Below are 24,061 nucleotides of genomic sequence, written 5' to 3' on the forward strand. Positions count from 1 at the left end.
TTAGGGATTATAGAACTTCAGGCGCTAACGATACAATTTTCATGAATTGCTTCTCACGAAGCTCACGGGCAACTGGACCAAAAATGCGCGTTCCGCGGGGCTCATTGTTAGCGTTCAGAAGCACAGCCGCATTATCATCAAAACGGATGTAAGATCCGTCTTTGCGTCTGATTTCTTTTTTGGTTCTAACAACAACAGCCTTCGAAACTGTTCCTTTTTTAACGTTTCCGGAAGAAAGGGCTGACTTTACAGTCACTACAATACGGTCACCAATGGATGCGTATTTCTTTCCCGTACCTCCTAACACACGGATACAAAGTACTTCCTTTGCGCCGCTGTTATCTGCTACAGTTAGTCTTGATTCCTGCTGTATCATCTTATTTAGCCCTCTCTATAATTTCAACTAAACGCCAGTTCTTACTTTTGCTCAGCGGACGAGTTTCCTGAATACGTACATAGTCGCCTATGTTGCACTCATTCTTCTCGTCGTGTGCCATAAACTTTGTGGATTTGCTCACGAACTTACCATACATCGGGTGTTTCATTTTGCTCTCCACAAGCACCGTGATAGATTTGTTCATCTTGTTGCTAACAACCTTACCACTTCTTTCTTTTCTTAGATTTCTCTCTTCCATGATCAATAAGTATTAAGAGTTAGCTTCAATTTCACGGCGACGCACTTCTGTATTCAGACGGGCAATCAGGCGCTTGGACTCACGGATTTTCATTGGGTTCTCCAGGGGAGATATCGCATGTGCAAACCGCAGGTTCTGCATGCTGGTGCGCTCAGTGTTCAGCTTCTCTGCCAGTTCTTCTGAAGACAAAGCTTTAATTTCTGAATTTTTCATGATTATTTCTCAACGTAATCTCTACGTACTACAAACTTTGTTTTAATAGGAAGCTTCTGAGCGGCCAGGCGCAGCGACTCTCTTGCCACATCCAGTGTAACGCCATCAGATTCGAACATGATGGTACCTGGCTTCACCACGGCTACCCAATACTCCGGAGAACCCTTACCCTTACCCATACGCACTTCAGCAGGCTTCTTGGTAATAGGCTTGTCAGGGAAGATACGGATCCAAACCTGACCCTCACGTTTCATGGCTCTTGTCATGGCAATACGGGCGGCCTCAATCTGGCGGCTTGTAATCCATGAAGCTTCAAGCGATTTTATTGCAAATGAACCAAATGAAATGGTGCTGCCTCTATGAGCCAGACCTTTCACGCGGCCTTTTTGCATTTTTCTATATTTTGTCCTTTTCGGCTGTAACATTTTCTAAAATCTAATAATGTTATCAAACAATTATTGACGTGGCTTGGCATTACGCTTCGGACCACCACCACCTGCGCCATCCGATTTCTTATTTCGGTTGCCACCACTGCGTCGGTCGTTTCCGCCACGTCTGTCATTACCACCACCACCTGTTGCACCAGGTCCTTTGCTCTCTAAACCTGCGTTAGGCGTAAGATCTTTTTTGCCGTATACTTCGCCTTTAAAGATCCATACTTTGATGCCTAACTTGCCATATACCGTCTGTGCTTCAGATAAAGCATAATCGATATCGGCACGAAGTGTATGAAGCGGTGTTCTACCTTCTTTGTAGTGCTCGGTTCTTGCCATTTCAGCACCACCAAGGCGGCCTGAAACCTGCACTTTGATACCTTCAGCACCTACACGCAGGGCAGAAGCAATAGCCTGCTTCATGGCACGACGGAAAGAGATACGCGCGGCCAACTGCTGAGCAATAGACTCACCTACCAGCTTTGCATCTAACTCAGGACGCTTGATCTCGAAGATGTTGATCTGAACATCTTTGTTCGTCAACTTCTTAAGCTCTTCTTTGATCTTGTCAACTTCCGCTCCGCCTTTACCGATAACCACACCTGGTCGGGCCGTGTTTATAGTAATGGTAATGCGCTTAAGCGTTCTTTCAATAATGATTTTAGAAATGCCGCCCTTAGGGATACGCGCCAGGATATATTTTCTGATTTTCTCGTCTTCAATCAGCTTTTCAGCGAAATCTTTGCCGCCATACCAGTTAGAATCCCAACCCTTTACAATTCCGAGTCTAAACCCGATTGGATTAACTTTCTGTCCCATGTTCTTACTTATTGGCTTTTTTAGATTTCTTTGATTGCTGCTCAAGCTGATCTTCTGTCATGCTATCGATTACGAGCGTAACATGATTGGATCTCTTTCTGATGCGGTATCCACGGCCTTGTGGCGCAGGACGAAGACGCTTCAGCATTTTACCTTCGTCTACAAAGATCTCTTTGATATAAAGGTTTGCATCTTCAATGCGTCCTTCTTCATTCGCCTGCTGCCAGTTTGCCAAAGCTGATAAAAGAAGCTTCTCTAATCTTTCAGCACCGGAGTTAGCCTCAAACTTAAGTAAGCCGAGGGCTCTTGATACGCTCTTACCACGTATCAAACCCGCTACCAATCTCATCTTACGAGGAGAGGTAGGCACGTTTTTTAGTTTTGCTACTGCTTCCATCTTAACGCTTGCCTTTATCTTTTTTAGCAATATGACCTCTGAAGTTTCTGGTAGGGGCAAATTCGCCTAACTTATGACCTACCATGTTCTCCGTTACATACACCGGAATAAATTTATTGCCGTTGTGTACTGCAAATGTATGTCCTACAAAATCCGGAGAAATCATGGATCTGCGGGACCAGGTTTTGATAACAGTCTTTTTGTTAGACTCGTTCATCGCACCTACTTTCTTCTCGAGCCTATAGTCAATATAAGGGCCCTTTTTTAATGATCTAGCCATTTATTTTTTCTTTCCTCTATTAACTATCAGCTGTTCAGAATATTTGTTCTTGTTTCGGGTCTTCAGACCTTTCGACAATAAGCCTTTGCGTGAACGTGGGTGACCACCAGAAGACTTACCTTCACCACCACCCATAGGGTGATCGACAGGGTTCATGGCAACACCACGTACTCTTGGACGCTTACCTAACCATCTGCTACGTCCTGCTTTTCCAAGCTTCACGTTCATGTGGTCTCCGTTCGAAACAGTTCCTACTGTAGCATAGCAGTTCACCAGCACCATGCGCAGTTCGCCAGAAGGCAACTTGATGGTAGCATAGCGGCCTTCGCGGGCTACAAGCTGTGCATAAGATCCGGCGCTGCGTGCAAGCACGGCTCCGTTTCCTGGCTGCAGTTCAATGTTGTGAACAATAGTACCTAGAGGAATGTCAGACAAAGGCAAGCAGTTACCTACCTCTGGTGCTATACCAGGGCCAGAAACGATCACAGTGCCTACTTGTAAGCCAGACGGAGCAATGATGTAGCTCTTTTCGCCATCGGCATAAAATACAAGGGCAATACGTGCCGTTCTGTTCGGATCGTACTCAATTGTCTTCACCGTAGCAGGAACGCCATACTTGTTCCGCTTGAAGTCAACAATTCTGTACTTTTGCTTATGCCCACCGCCGATATAGCGCATGGTCATTTTTCCTGAATTGTTACGTCCACCAGATTTTGATAGGGGTGCCAACAAAGATTTCTCAGGAGTAGTTGCTGTGATTTCATCAAAAGCAGGGGCTACTCTAAATCTTTGACCTGGTGTTATTGGTCTTAACTTTTTTAAAGCCATTTTAATTAATTATATGCCGCTATAAAAGTCTATTACATCGCCCTCTTTCAGGGTTACGATTGCTTTTTTAATTGGAGTGGTCCGGCCAGACACAGCACCCGACTTGGTATACTTGGTCTTCACTTTGCCGTTTGTGCGCATGGTAGCTACTTTCTGAACTGTAACACCATACAACTTTTCTACTGCCTTCTTGATTTCTACTTTGTTGGCTTTTCTGTCCACCTCGAAAGTATACTTTCCAACCTCGTTCATGGCAGCATACTTTTCTGTTACCAGTGGTTTTCTAAGTACGTTCATTATTTAGCGCTTAAGAGGTTTTCTAAAACATTAACTGACTCCTCAACCAGCAGAAGCTTCTGCGTGTTCAGCAGGTCATAAGTATTGACATCAGAAGCAGTCGTGATTTTTAACTTCGGAAGGTTTCTTCCTGAAAGCACGATGTTCTTATCTACTGCAGGTAATACCATCAGGGTCTTGCCTGTTGACTGCAAGTTGTTCAGGATGCCTTTGAACTCTTTTGTCTTAGGCGTTTCCAAAGAGAACGACTCCAGCAGAGCCACTTTGTTATCACGCGCTAACAAAGAAAGAGCAGATAAACGGGCTACTGCTTTCAGTTTTTTGTTCAGCTTGAAGCTGTAGTTTCTTGGCTTAGGACCAAATACACGACCACCGCCAACAAATACAGGAGATTTTAAGCTGCCAGCACGGGCGCCGCCTGTACCTTTCTGCTTTTTAATCTTTTTAGTAGATCCGGCTACTTCGTTTCTTTCTTTTGACTTGTGCGTACCTTGTCTCTGATTAGCCAGATACTGCTTCACGTCAAGATACATGGCATGCTCGTTCGGCTCTACACCAAAGATCGCATCTGAAAGCGTCACCTTTCTACCTGTATCTTCACCTTTGATATTGAATACAGAAAGCTCCATTTTATTTCTCAATTAACACGTAAGAATTCTTGGCACCTGGTACAGAGCCACTAACAACTAATAGGTTTTTGTCTGCCACAACGCGTAGAACAGTCAGGTTTTGTACCTTCACTCTGTTGCCACCCATTCTGCCGGCCATGCGCATACCTTTGAACACGCGGGAAGGCCAGGAGCAGGCACCAATTGAACCAGGGTGTCTTGCGCGGTTATGCTGACCGTGGGTCTGACCACCAACACCAGCAAAGTTGTGACGCTTTACTACACCCTGAAAACCTTTACCTTTTGATGTACCAACAACATCAATAAACTCACCCTCTTCAAAAAGAGTAGCGTCTACTGTGTCGCCCAGGTTGAAAGAAGCTCCTTCAACATCAAACTCCGCTACTTTCTTCTTTGGAGAAGTGTTTGCTTTCTGAAAGTGACCCGCTTCCGCTTTAGTCGTTCTCTTAAGCTTTTTCTCGCCATAGCCAATCTGCACAGCTGCATAGCCATCAGTTTCGACTGTCTTCACCTGAGTAACTACACATGGGCCGGCTTGGATAAGCGTAACGGGTGTGTATTTACCATCTGCTGTGAAGAGGCTTGTCATTCCGATTTTTTTACCGATAATTCCAGGCATTCAACTTTCTAATTAATAGATGGATACAATAATTTATCTCTCCTCAGTTTTGCTAAGGGAGTGCAAAGTTAATCAAATTTAAATTTTTATTGCAACCTTTCTCTAAAATATTTATTATCAATGCAGTACTAAATAAAAAAGGAGAACCGTTTCGGGTCCTCCTTTTATACTTAAACGGGATGCTTATCAAACTTTGATCTCTACATCCACACCGCTCGGAAGCTCAAGCTTCATCAGGGCGTCTACTGTTTTAGAGCTGGTAGAGTAAATATCTACCAATCTCTTGTAAGTGCAAAGCTGGAACTGCTCACGCGATTTTTTGTTTACGTGTGGCGAACGCAACACAGTAAACTTATCTTTCTCAGTTGGAAGCGGAATTGGTCCACTTACGATGGCACCGGTAGCTTTTACAGCTTTTACAATCTTCTCAGAAGACTTGTCTACCAGGTTATGGTCGTAAGACTTTAATTTTATTCTGATTTTCTGATTCATTTTATACTACTATTTAGCTGCAGTTCCTTTAATTTTTGCAATGATCGCATCTGCCAGGTTTTGAGGCACCTGCTCATAATGAGAGAAGGTTAACGAAGCAGTAGCTCTACCAGAAGTAATGGTACGAAGATCGGTTACGTAACCGAACAGTTCCGAAAGTGGCACATCGGCCTTTACTACGGTTGCTGTTCCTTTGGTGTCCATACCTTTCATGATACCTCTTCTTCTGTTCAGGTCACCTGTTACCGGTCCGGTATACTCATCCGGCGTAACAACGTCTACAGACATGATTGGCTCCAGAAGCTTTGGTGCGCACTGCTTACCAGCTTCTTTGAAGCCCTGACGTGCAGCAAGTTCGAAGGAAAGCGAATCAGAGTCAACGTCGTGGAAAGAGCCATGGAACAGGCGTACTTTCATGGAGTCGAGCGGGAAGCCTGCCAGGATACCATTCTTCATGGCTTCTTCGAAACCTTTCTGAACAGCCGGGATAAATTCCTTTGGAATAATACCACCTACAATCGCATTCACGAACTCCAGCCCTTGCTTGCCATCTTCACGTGGTCCCATATTGAACACGATGTCGGCAAACTTACCACGACCACCTGACTGCTTCTTGAACACTTCGCGGTGTTCAACTGTCTTAGTAATCGTTTCTTTGTAAGCTACCTGTGGTGCACCCTGGTTCAATTCAACCTTGAATTCACGCTTCATACGGTCGATGATGATCTCCAGGTGAAGCTCGCCCATACCTCTTAGGATCGTCTGGCCGGTTTCTTCATCTGTGTTCACCTGCAGGGTTGGATCTTCTTCGATGAGTTTAGCAATTGCCATACCCATTTTATCAGAGTCTGCCTGCGTCTTCGGCTCAATAGCATAGCCAATTACTGGCTCAGGGAACTCCATTGATTCCAAAACAATTTTCGCGTTTTGATCACAAAGGGTGTCACCTGTTTTGATGTCTTTGAAACCTACTACCGCGCCAATGTCGCCAGCTTCCAGTCTTTCGATCTGGTTCTGCTTGTTGGCGTGCATCTGGAAGATACGGGAGATACGCTCTTTGTTGTTCGAACGCGTGTTGTATACATACGAACCGGACTCCAGAATGCCTGAGTAAGCGCGTACGAAGCACAAACGTCCTACGTAAGGGTCTGTTGCAATTTTGAACGCCAGACCTGCAAACGGATCTTTTACGTCCGGCTTACGGCTTATTTCTTCGCCTGTATCAGGGTTGGTACCTTTGATGCTTTCCTTATCCATTGGTGAAGGGATAAGCGCCATCACATAGTCCAACATAGTTTGAACTCCCTTGTTCTTGAAAGAAGAACCACACACCATCGGTACAATGGCCATGTCAATGGTTGCAGCACGAAGAGCAGCTAATATCTCATCTTCTGTGATAGAATTAGGATCGTCGAAGTATTTCTCCATCAATCTTTCGTCATAATCTGCCACAGCTTCCAGAAGTTTCTCTCTGTACTCTTCTGCTTCCTCCAACATATCATCTGGAATTGGAACTTCGGTAAAGGTCATGCCTTTATCGTGCTCATTCCATTTGATACCTCTGAAGTTTACTAAGTCAACCACACCTTCAAAGTTATCTTCTGCGCCAATCGGAAGCTGCAAGGCAACGGCATTGCTACCCAGCATCTCTCGTACTTGCTTACAAACCGCTAAGAAGTCTGCGCCAGAACGGTCCATTTTATTAACGAAACCAATACGGGCAACTTTGTAGTTGTCAGCTAGTCTCCAGTTAGTCTCAGACTGTGGCTCAACGCCATCAACTGCACTAAACAAGAACACCAGGCCATCTAATACACGCAGGGAACGGTTTACCTCTACGGTAAAGTCAACGTGACCTGGGGTATCAATGATGTTGATATGGTAATCCTGATTTCTGTATTTCCAGTCTACTGTAACGGCAGCAGAAGTAATGGTGATACCTCTCTCCTGCTCTTGCTCCATCCAGTCGGTAGTAGCTGCACCATCATGAACTTCGCCCAGCTTGTGGGATTTGCCCGTGTAGTAAAGGATACGCTCTGTCGTTGTGGTTTTACCCGCATCGATGTGAGCCGCTATACCTATATTTCTTGTAAATCTTAAATCTCTTGCCATTACTAGAATCTAAAGTGTGAGAAGGCTTTGTTTGCTTCTGCCATTCTGTGGGTGTCGTCTTTTTTCTTAACGGCAGCCCCTTCACCTTTTGCAGCCGCGATAATTTCGCCTGCCAATCTATCTTTCATTGTTTTCTCACCACGCTTACGCGCATAAGAAATCATCCACTTAATACCCAGAGATACTCTGCGGTCCGGACGAACCTCAGTCGGCACTTGGAATGTAGCTCCTCCTACTCTACGGCTTTTCACCTCTACGCTTGGCATGATGTTATTCAATGCCTTCTTCCAGGTTTCCAGTCCGTTTTCTTTTGTTCTTGACTCTACTAATTCTACAGCATCATAGAAGATACCATAAGCAACACTTTTCTTTCCGTCTTCCATCATGTAGTTAACGAAACGTGTTACCAATGTCTCTTTGTATTTTGGATCAGGAAGGAGTATTCTACTTTTAGGCTTTGCTTTTCTCATTGTATTAACTCTTAATTATTTCTTTTTTCCTTTACCTGCAGCTGCTGCTGGCTGGCCTGGTTTCGGTCGCTTCGCGCCATACTTGGAACGTGACTGAAGACGTCCGCTAACACCTGCGGTATCAAGGGCACCACGTACGATATGGTAACGTACACCTGGTAAATCTTTCACTCTACCACCTCTGATCAGCACAATCGAGTGCTCCTGAAGGTTGTGACCTTCACCAGGGATATAGGCGTTTACTTCTTTACCATTTGTAAGTCTAACTCTGGCAACTTTACGCATGGCAGAGTTTGGCTTCTTAGGCGTAGTAGTATATACCCTCGTACATACACCACGGCGCTGTGGGCATGAATCTAGCGCAGGAGATTTTGACTTTGAAGTCAGTTTCTCTCTACCCTTTCTTACTAATTGCTGTATAGTAGGCATTTACAATCTGTTAATTAAAGATTTTTCCACTTTAAATTTTGGAATGCAAAGGTATAAAATTGCCCTTGCAATTTCAAAATTTTAATTCATTAATTATTAGCACCTTAGGCTTCGCCTACTGTTCCGCCAAAGTTCATGGGGAAAGAAGGGGCTTCCTGTGCGTGCTTTATTTCGCCAAAACTAGCCTCGAATTTTGTAATGTTATCGGCCAGAGCCGCCAACAATCGTTTGGCATGCTCTGGCGTGATAACAATTCTTGACTTGACTTTTGCTTTGGGCAGCCCTGGCATCAACCGAATAAAATCAATTACAAATTCGCTGCTGGAGTGCGCGATCATGGCCAGGTTGGCATACTCGCCTTCTGCTATTTCCTCGCTCAGCTCAATGTTTATTTGATTCTGCTTCTGCAATTCTTCTGCCATTGCCCGGTTTATTTATTTTGCAATTCCTGTTGTCTTTTGGTCGTGGCCTTTTTTGACTCAACCAACGAATCATACTCTTCCTGGCTTCCTACAATCAGGCTCTGGTATTCTCTCAGACCAGTACCGGCAGGGATCAGGTGTCCTACAATCACGTTCTCTTTCAAGCCCAGCAGTTCATCTGCCTTACCTTTGATAGCCGCTTCGCTCAGTACCTTGGTGGTTTCCTGGAACGAGGCAGCAGAGATAAAGCTTTGCGTACCCAGGGACGCCTGTGTGATACCCTGCAACGTTGGACGAGATACCGATGGCTGTGCATCACGCACAGTCACCAGGCGCATGTCACGGCGCTTGAGGCTCGAGTTCTCATCCCGCAGTCTGCGGGCGGTCACGATCTGGCCCGGCTTCAGGTTCGCTGATTCACCGGCATCCTCCACTACTTTCATGTCAATGATGCGATCATTTTCTTCCATGAAGGTAATTTTGTCTACCACCTGGTGCTCCAGGAAGCTGGTGTCGCCCGGATCCACAACCACTACTTTCTGCATCATCTGGCGAACAACCACTTCAATGTGCTTGTCGTTGATCTTCACACCCTGCAAACGGTATACTTCCTGTATCTCATTTACCAGGTATTCCTGCACAGCACCCGGACCCTGAATGTTCAGGATATCGGTTGGCGTGATGGCTCCATCTGATAACGGCATACCGGCACGGATAAAGTCATTGTCCTGTACCAGGATGTGCTTGGAAAGCGGCACCATGTACTTCTTCTTCACGCCGTCTTTCGACTCAATGAAGATCTCCCGGTTACCACGCTTCACGCTACCATAGGTTACCACACCGTCGATCTCAGACACAACGGCCGGGTTAGACGGGTTACGCGCTTCGAAGAGTTCCGTCACACGTGGCAAACCACCCGTAATGTCGCGGGTCTTACCGATCGCACGCGGGATCTTTACCAGGATCTGACCAGCTTTGATCTTCTCGCCGTTTTCTACAGTTAAGTGCGCTCCTACCGGAATGTTGTAGCCTTTTGGCTCGCCACTCTTCGGATTCACGATTATAGCAGGGTTCTGCGTTTTATCCTTTGTATCAATAATTACTTTCTCACGATAGCCTGTCTGCTCATCTGATTCCTCACGATAGGTGATGCCTTCGATGATAGACTCATAGGTGATCTCGCCATCAAACTCCGACAGAATAACCGCGTTGTAAGGATCCCAGCTACACAGTGGCTGGCCTTTTTCTACTGCTTGTCCTTCGTTCACTGTCAGGAAAGAGCCGTAAGGCACGTGGTTGCTGATGAGCAGTTTGCCGGAAGCAGGATCAATTATTTTCAGTTCTCCTGAACGACCCATTACTACTTTCACCGGCTCCCCTTCATTGTTCACCGTTTCGATCGTACGAACATCTTCGAACTCGATCTGGCCGTTGAACTTGGCAAAGATGGTTGCATCTACCGCAATGTTAGAAGCAGTACCACCTACGTGGAACGTACGCAGTGTCAGCTGTGTACCTGGCTCACCAATGGACTGTGCAGCAATTACACCAACAGCCTCACCTTTCTGCACCATAAAGCCTGTTGCCAGGTTACGGCCATAGCACTTGGCACAGATACCACGCTTCGACTCACACGTCAGCACGGAACGGATTTCTACCGTTTCGATGGCGGTGTTCTCTATCGCACGCGCTACTTCTTCTGTTACTTCTGCACCAGACTCCACGATCAGCTCATTTGTGATCGGATCATAGACATCATGCACTGTTACACGACCCAGGATACGCTCAGAGAGAGACTCCACGATATCCTCGTTGTCTTTCAGGGCGCTTACTTCCAGGCCACGCAGCGTACCGCAATCTTCTTCGTTCACGATCACGTCCTGCGACACGTCTACCAGACGACGGGTCAGGTAACCCGCATCCGCTGTTTTAAGGGCTGTATCGGCAAGACCTTTACGGGCACCATGTGTCGAGATAAAGTACTCGATCACGTCCAGACCTTCCTTAAAGTTAGAAAGGATTGGGTTCTCGATGATCTCTCCTACGGAACCTTGCAGGGACTTCTGCGGCTTGGCCATCAGACCTCGCATACCACCCAACTGACGGATCTGCTCTCTGGAACCACGGGCGCCCGAGTGCATCATCATAAAGATGGCGTTGAAGCCTTGGTCATCATTCTCCAGGCGACGCATCAACGTTTCAGTGATCTGGTTGTTGATACGTGTCCAGATGTCGATTACCTGGTTGTAACGTTCGTTATCTGTGATCAGACCCATCGAGTAGTTCTGCCACACACCGTCCACGTCTTTCTTCGCCTGCTCTACCAGGATATCTTTTTCAGCCGGAATAGAGATATCACCCAGACCCATGGACAGACCACCTTTGTAGGCTGACTGGAAACCAAGTGTTTTGATATCATCCAGGAAGTGGGCCGTACGGGCCATACCTGTTTCCTTGAATACGCGGGAGATGATCTGCTGTAGTTTCTTCTTCGTCAACAGCTCATCGATATAACCAACCTCTTTCGGTACAAACTGGTTGAAGATCACGCGGCCGGCTACGGTCTCGATCAGCTTCTCCTCCAGTTCGCCCTGCTCGTTCTTCACGGTAGCTCTTACTTTAATGTAAGCATGCTTAGACAGGCGGCCTTCGTTTATAGCAATGATCACTTCTTCGGCAGAGTAAAAGCTCATACCTTCGCCAGCGATCTTTTGTGTTTCGGTGCTACGCTTTCCTTTTGATACATAGTATAAACCAAGTACCATGTCCTGCGACGGTACCGCAATTGGCGCGCCGTTAGCAGGGTTCAGGATGTTGTGCGAAGCCAGCATCAGCATAGAGGCTTCCAGTACAGCAGCAGGTCCGAGTGGAACGTGCACCGCCATCTGGTCACCGTCAAAGTCGGCGTTGAATGCCGTACACACCAGTGGGTGCAGCTGGATCGCCTTACCTTCGATCAGTTTTGGCTGGAAAGCCTGGATACCTAATCTGTGGAGCGTAGGAGCACGGTTAAGGAGTACCGGGTGGCCTTTCAGCACATTCTCTAGGATATCCCATACTACCGGATCCTTACGATCTACTATTTTCTTAGCAGACTTTACAGTCTTAACTATACCTCTTTCGATCAGCTTGCGGATGATGAACGGCTTGAAGAGCTCAGCTGCCATGTTCTTAGGCAGACCACACTCATGAAGCTTCAGTTCAGGACCAACCACAATTACCGAACGGCCGGAGTAGTCAACACGCTTACCAAGTAAGTTCTGACGGAAACGTCCCTGCTTACCTTTCAGCATATCAGAAAGAGACTTCAGTGCACGGTTACCTTCTGCACGAACAGCGTTCACTTTACGTGAGTTGTCGAACAGCGAGTCTACCGCTTCCTGCAGCATACGCTTCTCGTTACGAAGTATAACTTCCGGCGCTTTGATCTCGATCAGGCGCTTGAGACGGTTGTTACGGATGATCACGCGGCGGTACAGGTCGTTCAAGTCTGAAGTAGCAAAACGGCCACCATCCAATGGAACAAGCGGACGAAGCTCCGGCGGAATAACAGGCACCATGCGGATTACCATCCACTCTGGTCTGTTTTCGATACGCGTAGCAGCATCACGGAAAGCCTCAACGACACGAAGACGCTTCAATGCTTCCGCTTTACGCTGCTGCGATGTTTCGTGCGCAGCGGCATGACGAAGCTCGTAAGACAGATCGTCCAGGTTGATGCGCTCCAACAGCATCTGCAACGCCTCGGCGCCCATCTTTGCGATGAACTTGTTCGGGTCGTTATTGTCCAGTGCCTGGTTTTCGCGCGGTAATTTGTCGATCATATCCAGGTACTCATCCTCTGTCAGGAAGTCCAGGGTGTTCACCCCGTCTTCTGCCAGAATACCAGGCTGGATAACGGCATATCGTTCGTAGTAGATAATCTGGTCGAGCTTCTTGGTTGGCAAGCCCAGCAGATACCCTATTTTGTTCGGAAGTGATTTGAAGTACCAGATATGCGCCACCGGAACTACTAGTTCGATATGGCCCATGCGCTCGCGACGCACTTTTTTCTCGGTCACCTCTACACCGCAACGGTCGCAGATAATGCCCTTGTATCTGATTCTCTTATACTTTCCGCAGTGGCATTCCCAGTCCTTTACCGGGCCGAATATTCTTTCGCAGAATAATCCGCCCATTTCAGGCTTATAGGTTCTATAGTTGATTGTCTCAGGCTTTGTTACCTCTCCGTTGGAACGCTCCAGAATCGACTCTGGGGAAGCTAAGCTTATCGTTACTTTGGAAAAGTCCTGAGTTAATTTTTTATTTTTTGCAAATGCCATATTATTATAATAATGTCGATACAATGAATATGCTCTACAGCAAAACCAGCCTAAAGAAGAGAGCTAAGTGACTTGGCCGGAGCCGCCGCACTTAGCTTTTCTTTTATTCCAGTGTAATTTCCAGTGCCAGACCTCTTAGCTCGTGAATCAATACGTTGAATGATTCCGGGATATTTGGTTTTGGCAACACATCACCTTTCACAATGGCCTCGTATGCTTTCGCACGGCCAATCACGTCATCTGATTTTACTGTCAGTATCTCTTGCAGCACGTTGGAGGCACCGAAGGCTTCCAGCGCCCATACTTCCATCTCTCCGAAACGCTGGCCACCGAACTGGGCTTTACCACCCAATGGCTGCTGCGTGATCAGGGAGTATGGTCCGATAGAACGCGCGTGCATCTTATCATCTACCAGGTGACCCAGTTTCAGCATGTAAATAACACCTACCGTGATCGGTTGGTCGAAGCGGTCTCCGCTCAGGCCATCATACAAGTATGAACGACCGAAGCTTGGCAAGCCTGCCTCTGCCAGTTCTGCCTGCACCTGCTCTTCTGTAGCACCGTCAAAGATTGGCGTAGCATATGTTCTACCCAATTTCAGACCAGCCCATCCAAGCACCGTTTCATAGATCTGACCGATGTTCATCCTTGAAGGTACACCCAGCGGGTTCAGTACGATGTCCATTGGCGTTCCATCTTCCAGGAACGGCATGTCCTCTTCGCGCACAATACGGGCTACCACACCTTTGTTACCGTGACGACCGGCCATCTTATCACCCACCTTCAGCTTACGCTTTTTGGCGATGTATACTTTAGCCAGCTGCACGATACCTGCCGGTAACTCATCTCCTACTTCCAGGGTGAACCGCTCGCGCTTAAAGTGAGCCGAAACGATGTTGCGTCGCTTGTTATAGTTCTTCACCAGCTGCAACAGCATTGTGTTGGTTTTCTCGTCAGCAGTCCAGTTCTCCAGGATCAGGTCTTTGAACATGTTCACCTCTTCCGGCACGGCATAGTTGCTCTCGTCCTTGTAAGGGTTCTTTTCCGGGAACAGGGCCTCGATGATGTTCTTTTTAGAGAACTTAGAGCCTTTCGTCAGAATTTCATCCCCAAACTTGTGCTTGATGCCTTGTGAAGTTTTGCCTTCCAGCAGGCCAACCAGCTTGTCTACCATCACATTTTTAATGACAGTCAGCTCTTTGCCATACTTAGCCTTCAGTTCTTCAACCTCTTTCTTGGATTTGGCACGCAGGTTCTTGTCCTTTTTAGGACGCGAGAACAGTTTGGTCTCAATAACCACGCCATTCAGTGAGGGCGGCGCCTTAAGCGAGGCATCCTTCACATCGCCGGCCTTGTCGCCGAAGATGGCACGCAGTAGCTTCTCTTCCGGCGTCGGATCCGTTTCGCCCTTCGGTGTGATCTTACCGATCAGGATATCGCCTTCCTTCACCTCAGCACCGATGCGGATGATACCGTTCTCGTCGAGGTTGCGGACAGCTTCCTCGCTCACGTTCGGAATCTCCGACGTCAGTTCTTCTTCCCCACGCTTGGTCTCCCGAACTTCCAGCTCGAATTCCTCAATGTGGATAGAAGTGAAGATGTCATCTCTTACTACTTTTTCAGAGATAACAATAGCATCCTCGAAGTTATACCCTTGCCAAGGCATGAACGCTACCTGCATGTTTCTGCCGATAGCCAGCTCACCGTTGTTAGTGGCATAGCCTTCGCAAAGCGGCTGCCCCCTGTAAACGCGCTCGCCCGTTTTCACGATCGGCGTTAGGTTGATGCAGGTGTCCTGGTTGGTTCTTCTGAACTTCACCAGTTTGTAGGTTACATACTCGGCATCAAAAGAGACTAATTTCTCATCTTCTGTCAGGTCGTACTTCACTACAATCTTGTTAGCGTCAACGAAGTCAATTACGCCGTCACCTTCAGCCACAACAAGTGCTCTGGAGTCAATAGCCGCTCTTCTTTCCAGACCTGTACCCACAATCGGCGCTTCCGGCTTCAGTAATGGTACGGCCTGGCGTTGCATGTTCGAACCCATCAGGGCACGGTTAGCATCATCATGCTCCAGGAACGGAATCATGGAGGCTGCCACCGATACGATCTGGTTCGGCGCCACGTCCATATAAGTATAAGTATTCGGCTCTTCTACCGGGAAGTCCCCTTCGAAGCGGCCTTTTACTCTTTCGCTCAGGAAATTACCACCTTCATCAATCAGGGCGTTGGCCTGGGCAATGTGGTGGGTATCTTCTTCTTCTGCTGTCAGGTATTCTACGCTGCCGTCAGTTTCTACTTTACCTTCCACCACTTTGCGGTAAGGTGTTTCGATAAAGCCCATGTGGTTTACGCGGGCGTGTACGCACAGCGAAGAGATCAGACCAATGTTCGGTCCTTCCGGTGTTTCGATGGTACAAAGACGACCGTAGTGCGTGTAGTGAACGTCACGTACTTCGAAACCGGCACGCTCTCTTGACAGACCGCCTGGTCCTAGGGCAGATACACGACGCTTGTGCGTCACTTCTGCCAACGGGTTGGTCTGGTCCATGAACTGCGACAGCTGGTTTGTTCCGAAGAACGAGTTGATCACAGAAGACAGGGTACGCGCGTTGATCAGGTCAACCGGCTTGAAATCTTCGTTGTCACGCACGTTCATACGTTCTTTGATGGTACGGGCCATACGGGCCAGACCAACGCCAAACTGTGCATACAACTGCTCGCCTACCGTTCTTACACGGCGGTTGCTCAAGTGGTCAATATCATCTACTACTGCTCTGGAGTTGATCAGGCCGATCAGGTACTTCACGATCAGCACGATGTCTTCGTTGGTCAGTACTTTTGCATCCCAGTTGGTATCCAGTCCCAGTTTCTTATTGATTCTGTAACGGCCTACTTCACCCAGGTCATACCGCTTGTCAGAGAAGAATAGCTTCTGAATAATATCACGGGCTGTTTCAACGTCCGGTGCCTCTGTGTTTCGCAATTGGCGGTAGATCTGCTCTACGGCTTCCTGCTCAGAGTTGGAGTTGTCTTTCTGCAGCGTGTTATAGATAATCGCGTAATCGGCAATGTTCACATTCTCGCGGTGCAGGATAATAGACTGCACGCCGGAGTTGGTGATCACGTCAATATCGTCGGCTGAAATTTCAGAGTCACGCTCCAGGATCACTTCGTTTCTGTCAATAGAAACAACTTCACCGGTATCTTCATCCACGAAGTCTTCTGTCCATGTTCTTAAAACACGTGCAGCCAGACGTCTGCCAACAGCGTTCTTCAAATTAGCCTTTGTTGCCGGTATCTCTTCCGAAAGACCAAACAGATCCAGGATATCTTTATCGGTGCCATACCCGATGGCACGCAGCAAGGTAGTAACAGGGAACTTCTTCTTACGGTCGATGTAAGCATACATCACGTTGTTCACGTCCGTAGCGAATTCAACCCAGGAACCTTTAAATGGAATAATTCTGGCAGAATATAACTTTGTTCCATTCGTGTGTTTGCTTTGCGCAAAGAAAACACCCGGCGAGCGGTGTAGCTGCGACACGATCACGCGTTCAGCACCATTGATGACGAAAGAACCTTTTTCCGTCATGTATGGGATGTTACCTAAGAATACCTCCTGCTCTATTGTTTCGAAATCTTCGTTGTCTTCGTCGTTACAGATCAGGCGCAGTTTTGCCTTTAGGGGTACCGAATAGGTTAAGCCCCTGTCGATGCTTTCATCAACAGAGTATTTTGGAGGGTCAATGTGATAATCGATAAACTCCAGTACGAAGTTCTCGCGTGAATCGGAGATTGGAAAGTTCTCGGCAAATACTTTGAACAGTCCTTCCTGTGCCCTATTTTCAGCGGGGGTTTCCAGCTGAAAAAAATCCTGAAACGATTGTAACTGAACATCTAGGAAGTCAGGGTAATCGATAACAGGATTGATAGAGGCAAAATTGATTCTTTCTGTCGTCTTATTCTTAGCCAAAGCCTTGGAATTTTACGTTTAAAATCAGTTATGTGCACACAGAGTCCAAAACAACTGTGGGCAAAAAAGAATTCAAATTAATTTTGAATCCATATACAAACAGGAAAAGACCTGACGAATCTGCCAGGTCTACCTGTTCTCGGTATGTTGGTAAGTGAGATTATTTAACCTCTACTTCAGCACCAGCTTCTTCCAATGATTTCTTCAAAGAATCTGCTTCGTCTTTCGCCACACCTTCTTTCAAAGGCTTAGGAGCGCTATCAACTAATTCTTTAGCCTCTTTCAGACCAAGACCAGTCAATTCTTTTACCAGCTTAACAACCGCTAGTTTAGAGGCACCTGCTGACTTAAGGATTACGTCAAAAGAAGTTTGTTCTTCTGCAGCAGCTCCTCCTTCAGCACCACCACCACCAGCAACCATTACTGGAGCAGCAGCAGCAGGCTCGATGCCATACTCGTCCTTAAGAATAGTAGCTAGTTCATTAACCTCTTTAACAGTTAAGTTTACTAACTGCTCAGCGAATGCTTTCAAATCTGCCATTTTTATTGAAATTAAAAGTTACTTATTGATTACGTTTTTAAATTATTCTTTTTCAGATAAGGTCTTCAGAATACCGGCCAGTTTGCCACCGCTGCTCTGGAGAGCAGAAATAACGTTCTTAGCTGGAGACTGAAGCATTGCGATCACATCAGCGATTACCTCTGCTTTCGATTTCACCTTCGTTAAGGCGTCAAGCTGCTCGTCGCCTACATAGATGCCTGCATCGATAAAGGCACCTTTCAGAAGCGGAAGCGCATTGCCTTTCTTTCTGAAGTCCTGGATCAGTTTAGCCGGGGCATTTCCTGACTCAGTTGAAAACAGGATGCCGGAAGCGCCTTTCAACACACCATCAAGGGCTGATGTATCAGCATCCAGCGTATCTAATGCTTTCTTGATAAGTGTGTTCTTGTATACTTTGTACTCGATGCCACGATCGAATGCCAATCTCCTGAATGCGTTGATGCCTGCAACACTCATCGTAGAAGCATCAGTGATGTAGAAGTAGTTAGTGTTAGCTAACTTCTCGCTCAGGTCCCGTACGATTATCTCTTTTTCTTCCCTGGTCATGTTCTTAGATAGCTAAATTCTTGTCTACTGTTACAGCGGGGCTCATGGTGCTGGACAACGTGATGCTCCTGATGTAAGTTCCTTTTGCAGAAGCAGGCTTCAAACGAGTCAGGGTCTGAATTACTTCCGCTGCGTTAGCGGCCAGTTGCTCTGCAGAGAAAGATACTTTGCCAACGCTGGTGTGGATGATACCGAATTTGTCAACTTTAAAGTCGATCTTACCGGCTTTTACCTCTTTTACAGCTTTCGCTACATCCTGTGTAACAGTACCAGACTTCGGGTTTGGCATCAGGTTACGCGGGCCCAGAATACGACCTAAGCGACCTACTTTGGCCATAACGGCAGGCATCGTGATGATCACGTCCACATCCGTCCATCCTTTTTCGATTTTCTGAATGTAATCATCCAGTCCTACAAAGTCGGCACCGGCATCTTTTGCTTCCTGCTCTTTGTCAGGAGTAACCAGGGCAAGAACTTTGATATCTTTACCAGTACCATGGGGCAGGGTAACAATACCACGTACCATCTGGTCGGCCTTACGCGGGTCTACACCCAGGCGCACGTCGATATCCACAGAGGCATCAAATTTAGTGTACGTAATCTCTTTTACGACACCGGCTGCGTCTGCTAAAGCATACTCTTTTGTAAGGTCAGCTTTCTCTAAAGCTGCTTTCCTTTTCTTTGAAATCTTCGCCATATCCTTCAGCTAATTATTCGTTCCACGGAGCGTTACCAGACACTGTAATGCCCATGCTTCTGGCAGTACCGGCTACTTGTCTCATAGCGGCTTCTACTTTGAAAGCATTTAGATCAGGCATTTTCGTTTCTGCAATCTCTCTGATCTGATCCCAGGTTACTGAACCTACTTTGTTACGGTTTGGCTCTTTCGAACCACCCTTGATCTTAGCAGCATCCATTAACAATACAGGAGCAGGTGGAGTTTTCACCACGAAGTCGAAGGACTTATCTGCGTACATTGTAATCAATACTGGTAACACTTGCCCAGGCTTATCCTGTGTTCTGGCATTAAACTGCTTGCAGAACTCCATGATATTAAGACCTTTAGAACCAAGTGCAGGTCCAACCGGTGGCGATGGATTCGCGGCACCTCCCTTTATCTGAAGTTTCAGATAACCTTTTATTTCCTTTGCCATTATTTATTTACTACGATTCTTTTTCTACTTGCATGTAATTCAGCTCTACCGGGGTGTTTCTTCCGAAGATCTTCACCATCACGTTGAGCTTCTTACGTTCTTCAAACACCTCTTCTACTGTTCCGGAGAAACCGCTGAAAGGACCATCCATCACTTTCACCATTTCACCTACAATAAACGGCGTATCCAGTACTTCTGCCTGCTCTTCTGCTTCGTCTACCGTGCCCAGGATCCTGTTTACTTCTGACGGGCGCAAAGGCACCGGCTTTTTACTCACTTGTCCTTTCTCCTCTGTACCCAGGAAACCAATCACGCCCGGAGTGCTGATGATGATGTGCTCAGCCTCGCCATGCGAAAGGTCGGCGTGCACCAGCACATAACCTGGAAAGAAATTGCGCTCTCTGATCCTTTTCTTGCCAGCGCGCATTTCGTATACTTTCTCTGCCGGGATCAACACCTGCGGAACATACTCCCCAAGGTTCTGGCGGATCACTTCATTTTCCAGATAAGCCTTCGCTTTCTTTTCCTGTCCACTTACAGCGCGAACTACATACCACTTTAAGTCAGCCATGGGTTTCTTTAAAACTGGTTGTAAAACCACGTCAATGTCGAATCGAACGCAAAGTCCATCACACCAACTATGAGCGCAAAAATCAGGGAGCCAATCAGTACCAATATAGAGCTGCTCTGCAATTCAGGGTAGCTAGGCCATGAAACCTTCGATTTCATTTCCTCTACTGTTTCGTTAATATAGCTGCTAATCTTGCTCATACTTCGCTTTACCAGAAGGTTAAAATTGCACGGGTGGAGAGACTCGAACTCCCAGCCAATGGTTTTGGAGACCACTACTCTACCAATTGAGCTACACCCGTAAAAAAATGCACGCCACTTTTTGCTAAATGGAGTGCAAATTTAGGTATTCCTTTTAAAAAAACAAACCCGTTCTCAAAAAATCTTCTGAGAACGGGTTTGTAATATAATATTAGTCAAGGATTTCAGTTACCTGGCCGGCACCTACTGTTCTACCACCCTCACGGATCGCAAAACGCAGACCTTTTTCCATGGCAACCTTGTTGATCAGGTTTACCTCGATAGTGATGTTATCACCAGGCATAACCATCTCTACGCCTTCTGGCAGCATGATCTCACCTGTAACGTCTGTGGTTCTGAAGTAGAACTGTGGACGGTACTTGTTGAAGAATGGCGTGTGACGACCACCTTCTTCTTTCGAAAGAACGTAAACCTCAGCCTTGAACTTCATGTGCGGCTTCACTGAACCTGGCTTACAGATAACCATACCACGACGGATATCGGTTTTCTCAATACCACGCAGCAACAGACCTACGTTGTCACCAGCTTCTCCTCTGTCAAGGATCTTGCGGAACATCTCAACACCTGTTACTACTGACTTCAGGTTCTCAGCACCCATACCCAGGATCTCAACCTGCTCACCAGAGTTGATTACACCACGCTCGATACGGCCTGTAGCTACAGTACCACGACCTGTGATAGAGAACACGTCCTCTACTGGCATCAGGAATGGAAGGTCTGTCAGACGAGCAGGGATCGGAATCCAGCTATCAACAGCATCCATCAGTTCTTCGATAGTTTTCACCCACTTCTCGTCGCCGTTCAGGCCACCAAGAGCAGAACCCTGGATTACAGGAATGTTATCACCATCGAAATCATAGAAAGAAAGCAGTTCACGGATTTCCATCTCCACCAGCTCAAGAAGCTCCGGATCGTCTACCATGTCCACTTTGTTCATGAATACTACCAGCTGAGGAACACCTACCTGACGAGCAAGAAGGATGTGCTCACGAGTTTGTGGCATTGGTCCGTCAGTTGCAGCTACTACCAGGATAGCGCCGTCCATCTGAGCAGCACCAGTAACCATGTTCTTCACATAGTCAGCGTGACCTGGGCAGTCAACGTGTGCATAGTGACGGTTTTCTGTTGCGTATTCTACGTGAGAAGTATTGATAGTAATACCTCTTTCTTTTTCCTCAGGAGCGTTGTCAATTGAAGAGAAGTCACGAAGAGCAGCCAGACCCTTTTTAGCCAACACTGTAGTGATAGCAGCTGTAAGAGTAGTTTTGCCGTGGTCAACGTGACCAATAGTACCGATATTTACGTGCGGTTTGGAACGGTCAAATGATTCTTTAGCCATTGTATGATATTAAATTAAGGTTAAAACGTTTAAGTTTATGTTGCGCTTTTTTAAAAACACGTAACGGACTTTGAGCCAACGATGGGAATTGAACCCACGACCCCTTCCTTACCAAGGAAGTACTCTACCCCTGAGCTACGTCGGCTTAAAACTTTCCGAAGCGCCTAAATCTTAACTTACAATAAAAAGGAAATTCATCTAGATGAAATTCCTCCCTGACAAAACCCGTAAGTTAAGCTTAATCTCTTCTTTAAATTTCTACGAGCGGGAGACGAGGTTCGAACTCGCGACCTATAGCTTGGAAGGCTATCGCTCTACCAACTGAGCTACTCCCGCTTTCTTTTAATGCTGCATTTAGAAATTTTGAATGAGTGAATAATTCAAAATCATTCACTCATTCAGTCATTCAAAATTCAGTTCGTGGGGAGAGCAGGATTCGAACCTGCGAAAGTTTACACTAACGGAGTTACAGTCCGTTCCATTTGGCCGCTCTGGAATCTCCCCAAACGCTAATTTTACAGTAAATCAGCAGAACATTTCCCTTAAAACCGCTGGCTTCAGAACCCGTCTTTGTTCTAAGGAGATGCAAAATTAAGCGCTTTTTCTTACCTGTCAAATATTCTCTCAAAAAAAGTGAAAAAAATTACGATACGCATGTTTTAAAGCTGCTCTTTAATCCTATCGGCTGGCTTTTAAAACTAGCTTTAAGTGCGTTGGAACCTTCGTTTTGAGAACTTTATACTTTTTCGGATAGAAGGAATAAAGCAAGAGGAAGCTTTCCTTTGACTTGTTACATTGTTTATGGCTTTTGCCAGTCTGCACCTAATATGGCGGCATTCCAAGCTCGTTTCCTCTGGGGATAGGTTCGTATCAAGCAATGGCCCTTTGGCTGGTGCGGTCGCCTGCCTTCCTTTTACCTTCTCCCCAAAGCTCATCTTCTTCTGCTTCGTGAAGCCCCTGGCTGCAGGACAAAGAGTAACAGGCAACCAATGACTAGCGGAATACACCTTGCCGTTTATACTTCTACCCATTTACAGGCGGAATAGCTTAATCGCCTCAATTCCTACAAAACCAGCATGGCTTTTCCAACGCGTGCTCCTTTAACATACTTAAAAAAAGCAGGCAGTTTGGCTTTTTGTGCTTCAATCATTCATACTATAAACCAATAATTCTGCCGGCTGCCCTTTGTGCGCTGGTACCGCTACCAGTAGTTCTTTCCATTCCGGCACCCATAACGAAGTACGGGCCCCTGGGCGTGTCGCAACATGTGCAATTTGCGTGTAGCGATCTGCCTTTTGCTGTTGAAAGAGATCGACGTAGCCGCCGCCTCCGCTGACCAGGATTCTTTTAGAGGCTGTGTCATAAAAAACGTTATCGGCATCGCTTACGCAGGGCGGTTGGGTTATCTTCCTGCCTGTCTCACTATCCAGTACAAGTAAGCTGGGAGGTGTTCTGCCGCCAATGAACAGGCGGTGATCGCGGCTGCTGTATGCCATCGGGTAACAGCCTAATGGCGACTTTATTTTCCACGCATCAAGGGCCTTGCTGTTTTTACCGTCCAGCACTGCCACAACGCTTGCATCGGGCACATTGGCCCATATTTTCTTTGTGAGCGGATCTATTACAAAGCCCTCGGGATGACCTGAAAGCCGGATGGTTCCGAGCACTTTCATGGTTCCTGCATCGATCATTGCAATCCCGCCATTCCCATACCCGACATAAATAGTCTGATCAGCCTGCAAATAGCTCACATTATCAGCATCCTCTCCTAAGTCCAGCGCCGCCACCTGTTTGTAGGTTTTGGCATCATAGAAGGTACAGATGCCATTCCCCCCATTCGCGACAAAAACCGCATTTGTCCGGGGCAGGTATGCAACTCCCTGCGGCTCATTTAATCCTTTAAAGGTATGAACCACTTCTCCTTTGGAAAGATCGATTACCTCTACGGTGTTGTTGCCCAGGGCCGCCAGGTATACGACCTGATGCGCTGTATCCACGGCCAGGTGATCGATGCGGCCGCTAACGCCGGGGAGTTTTATCACCTTCTGCAGGGAAAGAAACCGGGTGCCGTAGCTTTCCTGCGCCTTGCAACAGGAAGAAAGCACCACGAACCCGGAGAGCAAGGCAAAAAAGATACTTTTCAGACTGATTCCAGAGGGCAAACGCATAGCGGTTTAAGATGGTAAGTATTCGCCCTTCTTTCTACGATCCTGTTTTGCCTATGGCCGCCTTAAGCCTTTGCTCGCTGCTCGGAA

The 24,061-nt window shown here is 46.9% G+C and carries 26 protein-coding genes and 4 tRNA genes; all 30 read right to left on the reverse strand.

The features are described 5' to 3' along the window. Positions 1-7: 7 nt before the first annotated feature. Positions 8-376 carry a 50S ribosomal protein L14 gene (gene rplN, locus LWL52_RS19575; RefSeq protein WP_242923647.1) on the reverse strand — a complete coding sequence of 123 codons (369 nt, stop codon included), beginning with the start codon at positions 374-376 and terminating at the stop codon, positions 8-10. A gap of 1 nt (position 377) precedes the next feature. Continuing rightward, positions 378-635 carry a 30S ribosomal protein S17 gene (gene rpsQ / locus LWL52_RS19580; protein WP_242923648.1) on the reverse strand — a complete coding sequence of 86 codons (258 nt, stop codon included), beginning with the start codon at positions 633-635 and terminating at the stop codon, positions 378-380. A 12-nt stretch (positions 636-647) separates the two neighbouring features. Next, positions 648-848, reverse strand: a complete 201-nt coding sequence (rpmC, locus tag LWL52_RS19585; protein ID WP_242923649.1) for a 50S ribosomal protein L29 — start codon at positions 846-848, stop codon at positions 648-650. Between the two features lie 2 nt (positions 849-850). Beyond that, the gene (rplP, locus tag LWL52_RS19590; RefSeq protein ID WP_242923650.1) at positions 851-1,273 is read right to left on the reverse strand and encodes a 50S ribosomal protein L16; all 423 of its coding nucleotides are present in this window, start codon (positions 1,271-1,273) and stop codon (positions 851-853) included. Between the two features lie 30 nt (positions 1,274-1,303). Continuing rightward, the gene (rpsC, locus tag LWL52_RS19595) at positions 1,304-2,101 is read right to left on the reverse strand and encodes a 30S ribosomal protein S3 (protein ID WP_242923651.1); all 798 of its coding nucleotides are present in this window, start codon (positions 2,099-2,101) and stop codon (positions 1,304-1,306) included. 4 nt (positions 2,102-2,105) lie between these two features. Then, the gene (gene rplV, locus LWL52_RS19600) at positions 2,106-2,498 is read right to left on the reverse strand and encodes a 50S ribosomal protein L22 (RefSeq protein WP_242923652.1); all 393 of its coding nucleotides are present in this window, start codon (positions 2,496-2,498) and stop codon (positions 2,106-2,108) included. Between the two features lies 1 nt (position 2,499). Beyond that, positions 2,500-2,778 (reverse strand): 30S ribosomal protein S19, encoded by a 279-nt coding sequence (gene rpsS, locus LWL52_RS19605; RefSeq protein ID WP_242923653.1) that lies wholly within the window; start codon positions 2,776-2,778, stop codon positions 2,500-2,502. Next, the gene (gene rplB, locus LWL52_RS19610; protein WP_242923654.1) at positions 2,779-3,606 is read right to left on the reverse strand and encodes a 50S ribosomal protein L2; all 828 of its coding nucleotides are present in this window, start codon (positions 3,604-3,606) and stop codon (positions 2,779-2,781) included. Positions 3,607-3,615: 9 nt separating this feature from the next. Next, positions 3,616-3,903: a 50S ribosomal protein L23 gene (rplW, locus tag LWL52_RS19615; protein ID WP_242923655.1), complete on the reverse strand. Its 288-nt coding sequence runs from the start codon at positions 3,901-3,903 to the stop codon at positions 3,616-3,618. After that, complete coding sequence (gene rplD, locus LWL52_RS19620) at positions 3,903-4,532, reverse strand: 50S ribosomal protein L4 (RefSeq protein WP_242923656.1); 630 nt, start codon at positions 4,530-4,532, stop codon at positions 3,903-3,905. The genes rplW and rplD overlap by 1 nt, the downstream gene beginning before the upstream one ends. 1 nt (position 4,533) lies before the next feature. Further along, positions 4,534-5,151: a 50S ribosomal protein L3 gene (gene rplC / locus LWL52_RS19625; protein WP_242923657.1), complete on the reverse strand. Its 618-nt coding sequence runs from the start codon at positions 5,149-5,151 to the stop codon at positions 4,534-4,536. A 186-nt stretch (positions 5,152-5,337) separates the two neighbouring features. Beyond that, positions 5,338-5,643, reverse strand: a complete 306-nt coding sequence (gene rpsJ, locus LWL52_RS19630) for a 30S ribosomal protein S10 (RefSeq protein ID WP_007654312.1) — start codon at positions 5,641-5,643, stop codon at positions 5,338-5,340. 9 nt (positions 5,644-5,652) lie between these two features. After that, entirely contained in the window at positions 5,653-7,755 is a 2,103-nt protein-coding gene (gene fusA / locus LWL52_RS19635) for an elongation factor G (protein WP_242923658.1), read from the reverse strand. 2 nt (positions 7,756-7,757) lie between these two features. Beyond that, positions 7,758-8,225, reverse strand: coding sequence for a 30S ribosomal protein S7 (gene rpsG / locus LWL52_RS19640; RefSeq protein ID WP_242923659.1), 468 nt, complete (start codon positions 8,223-8,225; stop codon positions 7,758-7,760). Positions 8,226-8,240: 15 nt separating this feature from the next. Then, positions 8,241-8,654: a 30S ribosomal protein S12 gene (rpsL, locus tag LWL52_RS19645; protein ID WP_242923660.1), complete on the reverse strand. Its 414-nt coding sequence runs from the start codon at positions 8,652-8,654 to the stop codon at positions 8,241-8,243. 104 nt (positions 8,655-8,758) lie between these two features. After that, on the reverse strand, positions 8,759-9,076 hold the full coding sequence (locus LWL52_RS19650; protein WP_242923661.1) for a DUF3467 domain-containing protein: 318 nt from the start codon (positions 9,074-9,076) through the stop codon (positions 8,759-8,761). 8 nt (positions 9,077-9,084) lie between these two features. Then, entirely contained in the window at positions 9,085-13,398 is a 4,314-nt protein-coding gene (gene rpoC / locus LWL52_RS19655; protein WP_242923662.1) for a DNA-directed RNA polymerase subunit beta', read from the reverse strand. 103 nt (positions 13,399-13,501) lie between these two features. After that, complete coding sequence (gene rpoB, locus LWL52_RS19660) at positions 13,502-17,374, reverse strand: DNA-directed RNA polymerase subunit beta (RefSeq protein WP_242923663.1); 3,873 nt, start codon at positions 17,372-17,374, stop codon at positions 13,502-13,504. A gap of 160 nt (positions 17,375-17,534) precedes the next feature. Continuing rightward, positions 17,535-17,915, reverse strand: a complete 381-nt coding sequence (gene rplL / locus LWL52_RS19665; RefSeq protein WP_242923664.1) for a 50S ribosomal protein L7/L12 — start codon at positions 17,913-17,915, stop codon at positions 17,535-17,537. A 42-nt stretch (positions 17,916-17,957) separates the two neighbouring features. Beyond that, entirely contained in the window at positions 17,958-18,482 is a 525-nt protein-coding gene (gene rplJ / locus LWL52_RS19670; protein ID WP_242923665.1) for a 50S ribosomal protein L10, read from the reverse strand. A gap of 4 nt (positions 18,483-18,486) precedes the next feature. Then, positions 18,487-19,179: a 50S ribosomal protein L1 gene (gene rplA / locus LWL52_RS19675; RefSeq protein WP_242923666.1), complete on the reverse strand. Its 693-nt coding sequence runs from the start codon at positions 19,177-19,179 to the stop codon at positions 18,487-18,489. A 13-nt stretch (positions 19,180-19,192) separates the two neighbouring features. Further along, on the reverse strand, positions 19,193-19,636 hold the full coding sequence (gene rplK, locus LWL52_RS19680) for a 50S ribosomal protein L11 (protein ID WP_242923667.1): 444 nt from the start codon (positions 19,634-19,636) through the stop codon (positions 19,193-19,195). Positions 19,637-19,646: 10 nt separating this feature from the next. After that, positions 19,647-20,207 (reverse strand): transcription termination/antitermination protein NusG, encoded by a 561-nt coding sequence (nusG, locus tag LWL52_RS19685; protein ID WP_242923668.1) that lies wholly within the window; start codon positions 20,205-20,207, stop codon positions 19,647-19,649. Between the two features lie 8 nt (positions 20,208-20,215). Next, positions 20,216-20,407: a preprotein translocase subunit SecE gene (secE, locus tag LWL52_RS19690; RefSeq protein WP_242923669.1), complete on the reverse strand. Its 192-nt coding sequence runs from the start codon at positions 20,405-20,407 to the stop codon at positions 20,216-20,218. A gap of 28 nt (positions 20,408-20,435) precedes the next feature. Further along, positions 20,436-20,508, reverse strand: a tRNA-Trp gene (locus tag LWL52_RS19695). 110 nt (positions 20,509-20,618) lie between these two features. Then, the gene (gene tuf / locus LWL52_RS19700; RefSeq protein ID WP_242923670.1) at positions 20,619-21,806 is read right to left on the reverse strand and encodes an elongation factor Tu; all 1,188 of its coding nucleotides are present in this window, start codon (positions 21,804-21,806) and stop codon (positions 20,619-20,621) included. Positions 21,807-21,879: 73 nt separating this feature from the next. After that, positions 21,880-21,951, reverse strand: a tRNA-Thr gene (locus tag LWL52_RS19705). A gap of 118 nt (positions 21,952-22,069) precedes the next feature. Further along, a tRNA-Gly gene (locus tag LWL52_RS19710) sits at positions 22,070-22,142 on the reverse strand. An 85-nt stretch (positions 22,143-22,227) separates the two neighbouring features. Beyond that, a tRNA-Tyr gene (locus tag LWL52_RS19715) sits at positions 22,228-22,310 on the reverse strand. Between the two features lie 638 nt (positions 22,311-22,948). Beyond that, positions 22,949-23,968 (reverse strand): YncE family protein, encoded by a 1,020-nt coding sequence (locus LWL52_RS19720; protein WP_242923671.1) that lies wholly within the window; start codon positions 23,966-23,968, stop codon positions 22,949-22,951. Positions 23,969-24,061 lie beyond the last annotated feature (93 nt).

It is taken from the genome of Pontibacter liquoris, assembly GCF_022758235.1.
GTDB classification, from domain to species: Bacteria; Bacteroidota; Bacteroidia; order Cytophagales; family Hymenobacteraceae; genus Pontibacter; species Pontibacter liquoris.

Excerpts from the sequence above, each read along its gene's own strand:
- rplN (WP_242923647.1), bottom strand. The coding sequence starts at position 376 with ATGATACAGCAGGAATCAAGACTAACTGTAGCAGATAACAGCGGCGCA.
- rpsQ (WP_242923648.1), bottom strand. The coding sequence starts at position 635 with ATGGAAGAGAGAAATCTAAGAAAAGAAAGAAGTGGTAAGGTTGTTAGC.
- rpmC (WP_242923649.1), bottom strand. The coding sequence starts at position 848 with ATGAAAAATTCAGAAATTAAAGCTTTGTCTTCAGAAGAACTGGCAGAG.
- rplP (WP_242923650.1), bottom strand. The coding sequence starts at position 1,273 with ATGTTACAGCCGAAAAGGACAAAATATAGAAAAATGCAAAAAGGCCGC.
- rpsC (WP_242923651.1), bottom strand. The coding sequence starts at position 2,101 with ATGGGACAGAAAGTTAATCCAATCGGGTTTAGACTCGGAATTGTAAAG.
- rplV (WP_242923652.1), bottom strand. The coding sequence starts at position 2,498 with ATGGAAGCAGTAGCAAAACTAAAAAACGTGCCTACCTCTCCTCGTAAG.
- rpsS (WP_242923653.1), bottom strand. The coding sequence starts at position 2,778 with ATGGCTAGATCATTAAAAAAGGGCCCTTATATTGACTATAGGCTCGAG.
- rplB (WP_242923654.1), bottom strand. The coding sequence starts at position 3,606 with ATGGCTTTAAAAAAGTTAAGACCAATAACACCAGGTCAAAGATTTAGA.
- rplW (WP_242923655.1), bottom strand. The coding sequence starts at position 3,903 with ATGAACGTACTTAGAAAACCACTGGTAACAGAAAAGTATGCTGCCATG.
- rplD (WP_242923656.1), bottom strand. The coding sequence starts at position 4,532 with ATGGAGCTTTCTGTATTCAATATCAAAGGTGAAGATACAGGTAGAAAG.
- rplC (WP_242923657.1), bottom strand. The coding sequence starts at position 5,151 with ATGCCTGGAATTATCGGTAAAAAAATCGGAATGACAAGCCTCTTCACA.
- rpsJ (WP_007654312.1), bottom strand. The coding sequence starts at position 5,643 with ATGAATCAGAAAATCAGAATAAAATTAAAGTCTTACGACCATAACCTG.
- fusA (WP_242923658.1), bottom strand. The coding sequence starts at position 7,755 with ATGGCAAGAGATTTAAGATTTACAAGAAATATAGGTATAGCGGCTCAC.
- rpsG (WP_242923659.1), bottom strand. The coding sequence starts at position 8,225 with ATGAGAAAAGCAAAGCCTAAAAGTAGAATACTCCTTCCTGATCCAAAA.
- rpsL (WP_242923660.1), bottom strand. The coding sequence starts at position 8,654 with ATGCCTACTATACAGCAATTAGTAAGAAAGGGTAGAGAGAAACTGACT.
- LWL52_RS19650 (WP_242923661.1), bottom strand. The coding sequence starts at position 9,076 with ATGGCAGAAGAATTGCAGAAGCAGAATCAAATAAACATTGAGCTGAGC.
- rpoC (WP_242923662.1), bottom strand. The coding sequence starts at position 13,398 with ATGGCATTTGCAAAAAATAAAAAATTAACTCAGGACTTTTCCAAAGTA.
- rplL (WP_242923664.1), bottom strand. The coding sequence starts at position 17,915 with ATGGCAGATTTGAAAGCATTCGCTGAGCAGTTAGTAAACTTAACTGTT.
- rplJ (WP_242923665.1), bottom strand. The coding sequence starts at position 18,482 with ATGACCAGGGAAGAAAAAGAGATAATCGTACGGGACCTGAGCGAGAAG.
- rplA (WP_242923666.1), bottom strand. The coding sequence starts at position 19,179 with ATGGCGAAGATTTCAAAGAAAAGGAAAGCAGCTTTAGAGAAAGCTGAC.
- rplK (WP_242923667.1), bottom strand. The coding sequence starts at position 19,636 with ATGGCAAAGGAAATAAAAGGTTATCTGAAACTTCAGATAAAGGGAGGT.
- nusG (WP_242923668.1), bottom strand. The coding sequence starts at position 20,207 with ATGGCTGACTTAAAGTGGTATGTAGTTCGCGCTGTAAGTGGACAGGAA.
- secE (WP_242923669.1), bottom strand. The coding sequence starts at position 20,407 with ATGAGCAAGATTAGCAGCTATATTAACGAAACAGTAGAGGAAATGAAA.
- tuf (WP_242923670.1), bottom strand. The coding sequence starts at position 21,806 with ATGGCTAAAGAATCATTTGACCGTTCCAAACCGCACGTAAATATCGGT.